Below are 12804 nucleotides of genomic sequence, written 5' to 3' on the forward strand. Positions count from 1 at the left end.
GCTTGCCGCCTTACAGCGAGTTGACGAACTTCAGGAGCGCGTTGCGGTCCGCGGCGCTGAGGTTCACGAAGGCCTGCTTGGAGGCCTCGCCCTCGCCGCCGTGCCAGAGGATGGCCTCGGTGACGCTGCGCGCGCGGCCGTCGTGCAGGTACGCCTCACCGCCGGACACGCCCGCCGTCAGGCCAATGCCCCACAGCGGGGCCGTGCGCCACTCGGAGCCGGAGGCCTGGCCTTCCGGCAGGTTGTCCGCCAGGCCCGCGCCCATGTCGTGCAGGAGCAGGTCCGTGTACGGGTGGATGGTCTGGCCGCGGAACTCGGCCATCGCGCTGTACTGGCTGGTGGTCAGCGTGGGCGCGTGGCACTTCGCGCAGCCCGCGTTGTTGAACACCGTCTCACCCTGCATCGCCGTCGCGTCCGAGTGGTCGCGGCGCGCCGGGACGCCCAGCAGCGCGATGTAGCGGGTCATCCGGTCCAGTTCGGTGTCGCCCAGCTCCGTGCTCGTGCCCGCGCAGCCCTGCTGGGACGAACCGCAGTCCTGCGTCTTGAACACGTTGGTCGTCACGCCCATGTCACTGTTGAGCGCCTCGGCCACCTGGTGCTTCACGCGCGCCGTGCCGGCCTTCCAGCCGAAGCGGCCCATGCGGGTGACGCCCGTCTCCGGGTCCTTCACCGTCTGCATGCGGCCGGAGATGCCGTCGCCGTTCGCGTCGTTGGGGTCCGCCAGGCCGGCGATCTGCGACTCCGGCACCGCCTCCAGGAGGCCCATGCCCACCAGCTGCGGCGAGATGCGCGCGGAGAAGTTCGTCGGCGTCACGTTGAGGAAGCTGTAGTTGGGCTTGCGCAGGCTGTACGCCGTGCCGCCGTTCAGCGTGCCGCTCGCCGTGGTCGTCCAGCTGCCGATGCGCACGTCCGCCTCCGGCGTGCCGCTGACCGCGCGCGGCTGCAGGCGGAAGCCCAGCGCCGGATCCACGGACACCACGCCGTTGTTCACCTTGCCCACCTTCACCACGTAGTTGTCCAACGTGGTGTTCGTGGTGGAGGGCGGCAGGCCGCGGCCGTTCTGCTTGTGGCAGGAGATGCAGGACACGTTGACGTAGTTGTTGCCCAGCTTGTTCGCGTGCGCGGTGAAGACGGGGTTGTCCGGCTCGGAGTGGGTGCCGTCGCGGAAGTTCGTGTGGTGCAGGCGGCGGCCCTCCACGAAGGGCTGCGCGTTCACCGGCGCCATGTTGGTGGCCATCTGCAGGAAGCGGTTGTCCGGCTCGTTGGAGAACGGCGTGTGCAGCGTGCCGCGGCCGCCCGACCAGGCCTTCTCCGGCAGCGGGAAGGAGTCGCGCAGGCTGCCCTGGCCCTCGAAGGGCACGATGCCGCCCTGGCCCACGATGTAGAGCATGCCCGTGGAGTAGTAGTTGAAGCGGCCTTCCACCGGCGCCTGGAGGAACACGCCAATCTCCAGCTCCATCCGGTCACCCACGCGGATGGCGCGGCCCTCCTTGGCGTTGAAGTTCACCGACGACGTGTACTTGTAGTCGTTGACCTTCACGAAGTCCGCGTTGTGCCAGTACTCGGCCACCGTGTTGATGCCGCGGAAGAACGCGCGGAAGTCCGGCGAGTCATACGGATAAATCGTGTACAGGTTCACCGTGATGACGCTGCCGCCCTTGGCGACCTGGTCGACGATTTCAATCCAGTGGGTGCGCTTCTCGAAGTACAGCTTCAGGTAGTGGTCGTAGGCCTGGTACTGGTCCTCGCGCATGTGGCGGTCGCGGACGCGGTCGCCCACGCGGGTGATGAGGGCCGTGGAGGTGTTCTCCACCGTGGCCGGCTCCAGCGCCGTGCTGCTGGTGAACAGCGGCACCACCGGGCCCGCGTCGCCGTTGGGAGGAGGGCCGGCGTCCACGCCGGTGCCCGCGTCGGGCGTGCCCGTGCCCGCGTCCGTGCCGCCGCCCGTGCCGGTATGCGTGTAGCGCGTCCAGGTCGTGTCGCGCGCGCAGGCACAGGACACGTCCCAGTACGTGAAGAAATAGTCGATGGTGTTGCCGGTGCTCAGGCCCGTGACGGTGTACTGGTTGCGGCCTCCCGTCACCGTCATGCGGATGTTCTGCTGTCCGCCGCCGTTGAGCACGTAGTGGATGTCCGCCCAGTCCGTCGTGTCGACGTAGAAGACGGCGGAGGAGCCCGATGGCGTAACGCCATACGTGGCGGCTTCTGCGGATTGCACCGCCAGACAACTGACGGCCAGGAATGCGAGCGCGATTCCCGTGAGTCTGCTTCGGCTCATGGTTGCGAACTCCATGGTGGGGGTGGATGGGGCGTGGGACGGCGAGCGCTGCGAAGGGGACTTCGTAGTTTGACCGAAGAAAGTCTGAACGCCTGGGAGCCGCAAGGTGGGAGGCCGGAGAATTCGACTTAGACCTGATAACTGATAAATAAGTGAAATTGATGTCATCCTTGACGCGCCGTGCTGTCGCGGATTGACGCGACGTGTTGCGCATGGGGGCGTGGAGGGCCTCCGCCCGAGCGGCGGCGGGGGATGGGGCAGCGCGGCGTGGGTGGGTAGACTCCGGGCCCATGCGCTTCCAGCCACCGTGGGGTGGAGCCTTCCGGCTCGACACCTTCTTCCACCGCACTCCGGACGTCCTCCCCGAAGAGACGATGGCCTCCATCCGCTCGGCCATCCTGGGCTCGTCGCTGCTGGGGGAGTCGAACCTGTCGGGGCAGTTCTCCGGCACGTATGGCTTCTCGCTGACGTTCCGCCGGGACGCGCTGCCGGAGGTCCATGAGCGCTTCCCGGCGTTCGCGCCGTACCTGGCGAAGACGCTCCTGCCGGAGTGCAACGCCTTCCTGCTCAACCCGCTGCTGGTGGGCAGGGGCCGGAACGTCGCGGCGCACATCGACCGGAGTCTTGAATTCTACGGCCCGAGCATCGGCTGTCCGGTGGCGGTGAGCGTGCTGTATGTCCAGGTTCCGAAGGAACTCCGGGGCGGGGCGCTGCGGCTGTACCACCGGGGCGCTCGGGTGGCGGAGCTCACGCCCCAGGAGAACGCGCTGGTGATGTTCCGGGGCGACCTGCTGCATGAGGTGGAGGCCATCACCTCCGGCGCGGAGTCCATGCGGGAGTCGCGGATCAGCCTGGTGGTGGAGCAGTACCGCGCGCCGCCAGAGCAGCTGGCGAACGTGCCCCGCTTCGAACTGCGCACGCGTTCGGGGGTGCGGGCGTGAGCGACCTGACGCTGGAGTGGAGGCTGCCCGCGCCGCCGGAGGCGGTGTTCCCCGCGTTCTCGGAGCCCGCGCTCATCCGCCGCTGGTTCGGCGCGCCGCCGGGCTGCTACCGCACGCACGCGCCAGACCCCGGCGCGCTGGGCCAGCCCTACCGGGTGGGCCTGAGGGACTCGGCGGGCCGGGTGTTCTCGCAGGTGGGCTGCATCGTGCAGGTGGAGCCGGGGCGGTTCCTGGCGCTGGAGATGGACTGGGAGGGCGGCGGGCCGGTGCCGCCGGGGCGCACCCGGGCGGAGCTGACCTTCCATGCGACCGGAGCGGGGGACGCAGGCACGCGGCTGGAGCTGCGCCAGGGCCCGTTCGCGGACGACGCGGCCCGGGACGCGCACCGCGCCTACTGGGAGGCGTGCCTGGGGCGGCTTGGGCGCGTGGTGGCGGGCGAGGCGGTGCCGTGCTTCGAGGAGTTCTGGGAGGAGTCGCGCGGCTACGTGGGGCCGCTGGCGGTGGCCGCGTACACGGTGCTGGCGGGGCTGCGCGAGGCGGGCGCGCCGAAGGAGGCGGTGTCCCAGGTGGAGGACGTGCTCTACACGCACCTGTCGCGGCTGCGCGAGGACACCGCGGACGTGCTGGGCGCGGTGCTCCAGTCGCGGGTGGAGGGAAACGCGAGCTGACTAGGGGTTGGGGCAGGGGGCCGCGTCGTCGTTGCCATTGATGACGCGCACCTCCATCCCCGAATAGACGCGGTCGGCCAGCTCGCGCGCGCTGCACGCGGGCAGCAGGGGATTGTTGGCCACGTTGAACCCCTGCTCCACGGTCTGGAGCCCGTGCAGGCCCAGCTCCTGGAGGGACGGGTTGTCCGTCACGGTGAGGAACTGGAGCTGGCGCAGCCCCTCCATCCGGTTCAGCTCCCGCAGGTCGTTGTTGTAGCGGACCGACAGCCGGTCCAGCCGCAAGAGCCGCCCGAAGCCGCCCAGGTCGGTGAGGCGCGGATTCAACTCCACGAGCAGGGTGTGGACGGAGTCCAGGTGGCCCAGGCCCGCCACCGACGTCAGCAGGGCGTTGTTCCGGACGGTGAAGACCTCGGACACGGTGCGCAGCTCCGGCATGCCGCCCGCGGACACCAGCGCCGCGTTGTCGCCAATGAGCACCGAGCCCACGCGGATGAGGCTGGGGAAGCCCTCCATCGTCTGGAGCTTCGCGTTCTTGGCGACGGTGATGGAGCTCGCGGACTGGAGGTTGTCGAGTCCCTGCACCGTCGTCAGCTTCCCGCTGGAGAAGATGGACAGGTGTTCGACGGTGCGCAGGCTGGACAGGCCGGACAGCGACTCCAGGGACGCGTTCTGGCTCAGCGACACGCTGCCCGCGGACTCGAGGAACGGCATGGACAGCGTGCGCAGCCGCGGGTTGCCCTGCACGCTGAGGCCATCCGGGAGGCTGTCCACCCCGGGGAACTCGAAGGTCTCCAGCAGCGCGTTGTCGGACACGCCCAGCCAGCGGCGCGGGGTCAGCGCGCGCAGCCCGTCCAGCGACGGGAGCACGGGGTTGCCCCGCACGGACACGTTCCGGTCCACGTGGACGCGGCCGGCCGGGTCTCCCACGGTGGCCGTGGACAGCGCCGCGTTGTCATCCAGCCACAGCTCCCCGGCGAACCTCAGCCCGGGCAGCGCCACGCGGGTGAGCTGGGGGTTGGCCTGGATGGACAGGGCGCCCATGACGGCGGACAGCTCCGGCAGGGCCAGGTCCGTCAGGGTCTCGCCGTGGATGAGCAGGTCCCCGTCCACGCGGGTGACGCCCTGGAGCCCCGCCAGGTCCTCGGCGGTGGCCACCACGTACGGGCCGCCGCTGTAGACGCGCGCGGGCTGGCACAGCAGGAGGGTGGTCAGGGCCTCCGCGTCGGGGTCCCGCTGTCCGTTGTTGTCGAGGTCTCCAAAGGCCTCCACGCGCGTGCCGGGCCGCCCGCAGGCCCCGCCGGCCGGCTCGGGCTGGACCTGGATGCGCAAGAGGGCGCTGTCCACGAGGCAGAAGTGATGGGAGGCCTGGACCTCCGCGGTGCCGAGCACGCCGTCGCCGTCCACGTCGTCGCCTGCCTCCAGCACGGTGGCGGGGGACAGGCAGAGGGGGCTGTCCGTCACCGGCCGGGTCCGGGTGACGATGGCCGCGGCGCGCGTGCAGGCGGGGACCTCGCGGGTGACCTCGGCGTCGTCCAGCACGCCGTCCCCGTCCAGGTCGAGCCCCGCCTGCGTCAGCCGGCCCCCTTCCGCGCACACGGCGCCAGGGGCGAGCTCCGAGGTCCGGACCAGCACCTGCGTGGGCGCGTCCGCGCAGACGTAGTCGGTGTGGGTGACCTCGGTGGCCGCCAGCGCGCCGTCTCCGTCCAGGTCCAACCCCGTCTGCACGGCCTTTCCACCGAACGCACACGCGGCCCCCGGTGCTTCCGGGAGCACGCGGGAGAGGGCGGGGGCCTGCGGCTTGAGGGCGGTCAGGTCGAGCGGTGCGCACCCTCCCGCGACGAGGGAGAGCACCAGCCACGAACCCCGGATCCACCGCATGCGCGTCGCCTCTCCTGTCCTGCCGGAAGGCCCTGACGATACCGGGCCCCCGCCCCTTCATACGAGGGGGAGGGCCCGGCCGGGTCGTCGGGCCGGCCGCTCAGGAGGCCAGGGCCTGCGGAGGAGGGGCGGGGGTGTCCTCCTCCGGGACGTGGGCCTCCGCGTCCTTCGCCTGGGCGATGCGCTCGTCCAGCTCCGCGGTGAGGTGCTCGAAGACCTCCTTGTTGAGCGTGCCCTGCTGGTAGGCGCTGAAGAGGGCGTCCTTCTCCACGACGAGGACGCGGCGGATGGCCTCCTGCTTCTCCTCGTCGTGGAAGCGGTTGGACTGCTGCTTGAGCGCGATGATCTCCTGCTCCACCGCCTGCGCCTTCTGCTGGTAGTCGCGCTCCAGGGGCTCCAGCGTGTCCACCGGGATCTCGCGGGCGCGGCGCATGGCCTCCAGCGACGCGAGCGCCGCGTGGATGGCGCCCAGCCGGCCCCGGGCCAGCTCGTACTGCTCCTGGTAGACGTCCTTGATGCCGGTGATGCCCAGCGCCTTGAGCATGGGCGCCATGGTGAGCCCCTGGACGATGATGGACAGCACCACCACGCCGAACGTCATGTTCACCAGCAGCTCGCGGTGGGCGAAGTCGTTCGGGAGGCCGAGCACCAGCACCATGGACACCGCGCCGCGCAGGCCGCTCCAGGTGAGCACCGCGCTCCACTTCCACGGCAGCTTCTCCGACGTGAAGCGCAAGAGGCCGGACACGCCATAGACGACCACCGCGCGGCCCAGCAGCACCGCGGCGTAGGCCAGCAGGATGGGCAGCCACGAGTCGAGCAGCGACGACAGCTGCACCTCCAGGCCGATGAGCAGGAACACCACCGAGTTGAGCGCGAACGCCAGGTACTCCCAGAAGCTCTCCACCGCGATGCGCACCGTGGGGCCCATGCCCTCCTGGGCCGCCCAGTTGCCGCACACCATGCCGGCCACCACCACCGCGATGACGCCCGAGTAGTGGAAGTGCTCCGCCACCACGAAGGACCCGTACGCGGCGATGACCGTGCAGGTGATCTCCACCATGGCGTCCTCCACGCGCAGGATGACCTTGCCCACCGCCCAGCCCACCGCCGCGCCGATGACGGCGCCCATGCCGGCGACCTTGATGAAGTCCATCACCGCGCCGCCCACGGTGAACTCCTGGCCCGCGGCCACGCCCACCACCAGCGTGAAGAGCACCACGGAGGTGCCGTCGTTGAGCAGGCTCTCGCCCTCCACCAGGATGGCCAGCCGCTTCGGCGCGCCCAGCGCCTTGAACAGGCCCACCACCGCGATGGGGTCCGTGGACACGATGAGCGACGCGAACACCATCGCGTGGATGAGGCCGAAGCCCGCCATCAGGTTCATCCCCCGCATGACCGGGGACAGGAACAGCGCCGTGAGCGCCATGGACGCCACCAGGCCCGGGATGGCCATGGAGGTGATGGCCAGCTTGTTCTTCATGAACTTGCGGAAGTCCACGTGGAACGCCGCCTCGAACAGCAGACCCGGCAGGATGACCGCGAACAGCAGCTCCTTCGTCAGGTGCGGCGGTTCAAAGGCCTGCACGATGCCCAGGCCCAGGCCCGCCAACACCAACGCCACCGTGTACGGAAACTTGAAGTAGCGCGCCGCGATCGCCACCGCTGTCGCGATGGAGAAGAGCAGCACGAAGGCCAACTCGAAGTGCATGAATCCCCAGCCCCGTTTGTGCTCAAAAATGGGGAGGATGCCATGCGCGCGGGGCGGTGGGGCAACCCCCTTTCGGAGGGAAACGAGAGGGGACGGGCAGGCGTTGCAAATTGCCAGCCTGCTTTCTCAGGGCACGAGACTGAGCAGGGTGAGCGTGGCCGGACCGGCGACGGAGGGCACGCCCGTGGTGGCGCAGGCGAGCAGGTCCGTCTGCGCCAGGACGACGGTGTAGTTGATGGTGCCGCCCTGGAAGCGCCCCTCGGTGATGCTGCCGATGATGGTGGCGACGACCTCTCCCGCGGGACGCAGGGAGATGGACACGGCACCGGTGGACTTGCTGGTCGTTCCGTCGCTCCACCGGATGGTGAAGCTGGCGGTGCCGGTGCTCGGACCGCAGGCGAACTTGCCGAACGCGTCGTAGGTGAAGAGCGCGGACGCGATGTTCGTCGACGTCAGGCCCGTGCAGGGGCCGAAGACGGCGTCCGAGTGGACCTGGGTGTCCTTCGCGGTGTTGGTGAGCGGTGGCTTGTACGTGGTGGCGGACGTGCCCACCGGACACGTGAGCAGGGCGATCTCCGCGCGGGACTCGGTGGCGGACAGGACGGTGCCCAGGCAGAAGGCGAACGCGGCGATACGCGACAGGGATTGCAGGTGCATGGTCTGGCTCCAGGAGAAGGCCCCCGGCACGGGGACCGGACGAGGCGGAAGGGGGCGCCTCGCGGTGTCTGGAGATGGGGTCTGGCCGCCCGTTCCTCCATCTGTCCAGGAAGGCAGGGGCTTCGGGGCAAAGCGCGCTCAAGGATGGAATGAACATCCAATGTGGAGCGGTGGACGGCTGGACTTCAGGCGGACGGGTGGCGCGGGACAGATGCGTTGTGGGGGCTCCGGACGGCGGCTAGAAGCGAGGGATGATGGACCTCTTCCTGATGTCGCCCCCGGGCCGGGGCTGGGCGTTGCGAGGCCGTTCGAACTTCCGCAGCCGCGAGGCCGCCCCGGCGGATGCGCGCGGCGCGCGGCGGGAGTGGCTGACGCTCGCCCGGCACATCGAGTCCCGAGGCGGCACGGTGGTGGCGCTGCCCTCGCCGTCTGACGCGCTGACGGGCATGCCCTACGCGGCCGAGTGCGGCCAGGTGGTGGCGCGCGAGGGCCAGGCCCCGCTGTTCCTGCTGCCCAGGATGATGAGCGTGCATCGCTTCGCGGAGCGCGACCACTGGACGCCGCTGGCGAAGCGCCTGGGCCTGGAGGTCGTGGACCCCGGCGTGGGCATCTGGGAGGCGCACGGTGACGTGGCCACGTTCGACGGCGTGACGCTGCTGTTCTGGGGCGGGCGCACGACGCTCGACGGGCTGGAGGCGGCCCAGCGGTACTTCCCCGGCGAGGTGCTGCGCGTGCAGGTGCGCGAGCCCGCGTTCCACGGGAACATGGCGGTGCTGCCCCTGCCGGCGGTGGACCGGCTGGTGGTGTGCCCGGACGTGATGGCGCCGGAGTCGGTGGCGCTCCTGGAGCAGCGCTTCGGCGCGGACCGGCTGGTGCGGGTGACGGAGGCGGACATCCGCCGCTACGCGACGAACGGGCTGCCGCTGGGGAAGGACCTGCTCGCGCCCACGGTGATGCCCGCGCACATCGTGGAGACCTTCGAGCGGCTGGGGATGCGCGTGGTGTCCATGCCGATGCCGGAGCTGACGGAGAAGGGCGGCGGTTCGTCGCGCTGTCTCGTGTCGCGCGCGTCGGTGGACGCCTCGCGCGTCTCGCTTCCTCCGGAGTACCGGTTGGACGTCGTGGCGAAGGACCTCGACGCCGATGGCGGGTGAGCTCGCGTCGCTGGCCCGGGAGTTCTTCGCCTCGACCCCGGAGCTGTCATTGCAGGCGCTGGGCTCCGGCGTGCACGTCCCGTCGCTGGACCTGGCGCCGTACGGCATCCCGGTGACGCACCTGCTGGCGGAGCACAACGCGGAGCTCGCGCGGCAGTACCTCACGCTCAATCAGCTGGCGTTCGGCGGCATCGGCGTGCCGCGTTGGGTGCTGTCGGACCTGTACCTGTTGCCCGGCGCCATCGGGCTGTTGCGCTGTCCCGCGCGGCTGCTCAAGGCCCCCGCGCGCGAGCGGCTGCTGCTGGCGGACGAGGAGTCGGCCATTGGCGCGGCCTGCTACGTGGCGCCGTCGCTGACGCCGGGGCTGTTCGTGGGGGTGTCGCTGTTCAGCTTCCTGCCAGGGCGGGGCGCGTCCGCGTGGGTGAAGCTGCTCACGCTGGGCATGGTGCGCGCGAAGCGGCTGCGCGGCATCACCCAATGGGACAACCCCGCCGTGCGCGTGCACTCGCGGCTGGGGCCCATGCGGCTGGTGGGGCGCGTCCCGGGGGGACACGACTACGACGAGCGCACCTTCGTCTACGAGACGGACCTGCGTGACGAGTCGCGCGTGGCCCAGGCGATGATCCGCGGCGCCGCGCCGATGCCCGCGGTCCGCATCCCCGTCACCGACCTGCTGTCGCTGGGCGCGCTGCTGGACCGGGCGGAGGCCGGGGCCCGGCTGGAGCTGGTGCCTCCGGGCCAGGACGACGGCCACGTGCTGGTGCGCGAAGTGCCTCCGGGCTGAAGGCTTCAGGGCGCGGGGGCGTGCGGGAACTCGTCGTCCTCTTCCAGGGCCTTGCGCAGGGCGCTGGCGCCGTCCTTGAGGATGGGCGCGCCGTGCGCGAAGCAGACGGTCTGGATGGGCAGGTGGTCCAGGATGCGCTGGATGCTGGTGCGCGTGCGCAGCGGTTCGTCCTGGTACTCGCCGGGGACGAAGGTGGGCGTGCGCCGGCCCTCGTGTGACAGCAGGTCGGAGATGAACACCACGGCGTGCGGGCTCTTCTGGAGCCACAGCGTGTACATGGCCTCCGTGGGCCCCGGCGTCTGGAAGGTGTTGAGGCCGCCCGGCAGCGTGGTGCCGTTCACGTATTCGAAGTCCGGCTTCTCCTCCAGGCCCTGCGCGCCCTCGGGTGCCCAGACGGGTACGCCGAACGCCTTGCGCAGGCGCCACGCGGAGCGCTGGTGGTTGCCCGCGGTGAGCACGATGGCGTCGATGTCGCCCAGCTTGCGCAGGGCCTTCTCGTCGATGGGCAGCGGGTCGATGAGGGTGACGGTGCCGTCGTCGTCCACCACCGCGTAGGCGTCGCTGCGGATGCCGCCGAGCCGGTCGTCGGAGACGGTCCAGTGGTGCACGCCGGGGACGATTTCATCCGTCTTCTTCGCCTGGGCCTTGGGCTCGCTCATGCGGACAAAGCTAGGCACCTGTCCCCAGGTGACAGGGGGGCCCGCTCCGCTGCCCGCCTGCCCCTCCAGCGAGCCCTCCTGGCCCCTTCGCATCCCGCCCGCCGCGCGCACCTTTGTCGTTGGACGAAGGAGCGACCCGATGCGCGAGATGCCACCGCTGGTGCTATTCGATGGAGACTGCGGCTTCTGCAAGCGCTGGGTGGCGCGCTGGCGCCAGGACACCGGCGGCCGGGTGCGCTTCGCGCGGGGGAGCGGATGGCTGCTCAAGCTCCTGGGCATTTCGAAGAAGGACATGCTGCGGGCAATGCAGCTGGTGGAGCCGTCGGGGCGCCGCTCGTCCGGCGCGGAGGCCGTCTTCCGCATGCTCGCCTGGTCGCCTCGCTGGAGCACGCGGCTGGCCGCGCGGCTGGGATTGGCGCCCGGCGTCCGGCAGGTGGCGGGCGCGGTGTATTCGGTCATCGCGCACCACCGCCGGCGCGCGTCGAAATGGGACACGTGGTTGTTCAGCCGCGTGACGGAGCCCGCGGAGCACCGGCTGGTGCGCTGGGCCTTCATGCGCCTTTTGGGGGGCACGTTCCTCGTCGCCTTCACGTCGCTGGGGAAGCAGGTGCTGGGGCTCTACGGAGAGAAGGGCATCCGTCCCATCCGCGACGTGGCGCAGTCCGAGCGTTGGGCCGCGCAGGGCCGCTGGCGCCGTCCCTCCGTGTTCTGGAAGGACGCGTCGGACGCGGCGCTGGTGCGCGGCTGCCGCGTGGGACAGGCGCTGTCGCTGGCGCTGCTCTTCAACGTGGCCCCGCGCCCGAGCGCCGCCGCGCTGTGGGCGCTGTATCTGTCCTATGTGTCACTGGGGCGCGAGTTCCTGTCGTTCCAGTGGGACGTGCTGCTGTTGGAGATGGGGCTGCTGGGCGCGCTCACCGCGCCGGCCGGCGTGAGGCCCGGGCTGGGGAAGCGGGACGTGTCCGCGCTGGAGGTGTTCCTCTTCCGCACGCTCGTGTTCCGGCTCTACTTCGGGTCGGGCATCAGCAAGTTCCACTCGGGTGACCGGACTTGGCGCGAGTTGAGCGCGTGCGACGTGTACTTCGAGACCGCGCCCCTGCCCACGCGCGGCGGCTGGGCCGCGCATCAGCTTCCGCGCCGGGTGCGCCACGCGGGCACGGCGGCGGTGCTGGCGGCGGAGACGGCGGTGCCGTTCCTCGCGTTCGGTCCCCGGCGCGTGCGGCAGGCCGCCTTCGGCGTCTTCTCCGCGTTGCAGGCGGCCATCATGGCCACGGGCAACTACGGCTTCTTCAACGTCCAGTCGCTGGCCCTGGGGCTGTGGCTGCTGGACGACGCGGCCCTGCGGCGCGTGCTGCCAGAGGCGCTGTGGCGCGACGCCGGGCCCACGCGGCGGCCGTCGGTGCCGGGTACGGCGCTGGCCATGGCCGCGGCGGTGCCATTGCTCACGCTGGGCACCGTGGAGCAGCTGCGCCGGACGGGGTGGTGGCCTCGCGGTCCGGAGCGCCTGGTGCGGGCGGTGGACTGGCTGGAGGACCGGGTGATGCCGCTGCACTCGGTGAACTCCTACGGCCTGTTCGCGGTGATGACGGTGGACCGGCCGGAAATCACCGTGGAGGGCTCGAATGACGGCGTGCACTGGGTGGAGTACCCGTTCCGATACAAGACGTCGGGCGTGGACCGGCCACCGCGGCAGGTTGCTCCGCATCAGCCCCGGCTGGACTGGCAGATGTGGTTCGCCGCGCTGGGGTCGCCGCCGTCGTGGTTCCTGGCCCTGATGGAGCGGCTGCTGGAGGGCTCGCCGGAGGTGCTGGGGCTGTTCGCGTCCAATCCCTTTCCAGACCGTCCGCCCCGGCTCGTACGGGCGGTGCTGCACGATTACCGGATGACGTCCCGGTCGGAGCGCCAGCGCACCGGGGCCTGGTGGAAGCGGGAGCGGCGCGGGCTGTATGTGTCGCCGTTGACCCTCGCGCCCGGGTCGTCCGAGCAGGCCGGACGGCTGACCTGGTCCGTCTGAAACATTGCTGGGTCGATGTGAATCGTGCGCGGTACGCCAGGACCCCACACGGGGGCGGAATGG

10 protein-coding genes are annotated in these 12804 nt (G+C 70.7%); 5 read left to right on the forward strand and 5 right to left on the reverse strand.

The window, feature by feature from the left end:
* Nucleotides 1-10: 10 nt before the first annotated feature.
* On the reverse strand, nt 11-2278 hold the full coding sequence (locus tag JYJ93_RS06275) for a di-heme oxidoredictase family protein (protein WP_206787278.1): 2268 nt from the start codon (nt 2276-2278) through the stop codon (nt 11-13).
* A gap of 290 nt (nt 2279-2568) precedes the next feature.
* Between JYJ93_RS06275 and JYJ93_RS06280 the strand changes: the two genes are divergently transcribed.
* Together JYJ93_RS06280 and JYJ93_RS06285 are read left to right on the forward strand one after the other, a co-directional pair.
* Nucleotides 2569-3219, forward strand: coding sequence for a 2OG-Fe(II) oxygenase (locus JYJ93_RS06280; protein WP_206787279.1), 651 nt, complete (start codon nt 2569-2571; stop codon nt 3217-3219).
* A complete protein-coding gene (locus JYJ93_RS06285) occupies nt 3216-3887 on the forward strand; it encodes an SRPBCC domain-containing protein (protein ID WP_206787280.1) in 672 nt (223 codons plus the stop codon). Before JYJ93_RS06280 ends, JYJ93_RS06285 begins: the two co-directional genes overlap by 4 nt.
* Here JYJ93_RS06285 and JYJ93_RS06290 read toward each other — a convergent pair whose 3' ends face one another.
* The 3 genes from JYJ93_RS06290 to JYJ93_RS06300 form a co-directional block, all read right to left on the reverse strand.
* Nucleotides 3888-5765 carry a hypothetical protein gene (locus tag JYJ93_RS06290; RefSeq protein ID WP_206787281.1) on the reverse strand — a complete coding sequence of 626 codons (1878 nt, stop codon included), beginning with the start codon at nt 5763-5765 and terminating at the stop codon, nt 3888-3890. It lies immediately after the preceding gene.
* A 100-nt stretch (nt 5766-5865) separates the two neighbouring features.
* Nucleotides 5866-7476, reverse strand: a complete 1611-nt coding sequence (locus JYJ93_RS06295; protein WP_206787282.1) for a Na+/H+ antiporter — start codon at nt 7474-7476, stop codon at nt 5866-5868.
* A 126-nt stretch (nt 7477-7602) separates the two neighbouring features.
* Nucleotides 7603-8133, reverse strand: coding sequence for a hypothetical protein (locus tag JYJ93_RS06300; protein WP_206787283.1), 531 nt, complete (start codon nt 8131-8133; stop codon nt 7603-7605).
* Nucleotides 8134-8384: 251 nt separating this feature from the next.
* On the opposite strand from JYJ93_RS06300, the gene JYJ93_RS06305 reads away from it, so the two are divergent.
* A complete protein-coding gene (locus JYJ93_RS06305) occupies nt 8385-9287 on the forward strand; it encodes an arginine deiminase-related protein (RefSeq protein WP_242543686.1) in 903 nt (300 codons plus the stop codon).
* A complete protein-coding gene (locus JYJ93_RS06310; protein ID WP_206787284.1) occupies nt 9277-10071 on the forward strand; it encodes a hypothetical protein in 795 nt (264 codons plus the stop codon). Before JYJ93_RS06305 ends, JYJ93_RS06310 begins: the two co-directional genes overlap by 11 nt.
* 5 nt (nt 10072-10076) lie before the next feature.
* Here the strand turns inward: JYJ93_RS06310 and JYJ93_RS06315 are convergent, their stop codons facing one another.
* Entirely contained in the window at nt 10077-10730 is a 654-nt protein-coding gene (locus tag JYJ93_RS06315) for an MBL fold metallo-hydrolase (RefSeq protein WP_242543687.1), read from the reverse strand.
* A gap of 139 nt (nt 10731-10869) precedes the next feature.
* On the opposite strand from JYJ93_RS06315, the gene JYJ93_RS06320 reads away from it, so the two are divergent.
* Nucleotides 10870-12741 carry a lipase maturation factor family protein gene (locus tag JYJ93_RS06320; RefSeq protein ID WP_206787285.1) on the forward strand — a complete coding sequence of 624 codons (1872 nt, stop codon included), beginning with the start codon at nt 10870-10872 and terminating at the stop codon, nt 12739-12741.
* Nucleotides 12742-12804 lie beyond the last annotated feature (63 nt).

Source organism: Corallococcus sp. NCSPR001, from assembly GCF_017309135.1.
In the GTDB taxonomy this organism is placed as follows: domain Bacteria; phylum Myxococcota; class Myxococcia; order Myxococcales; family Myxococcaceae; genus Corallococcus.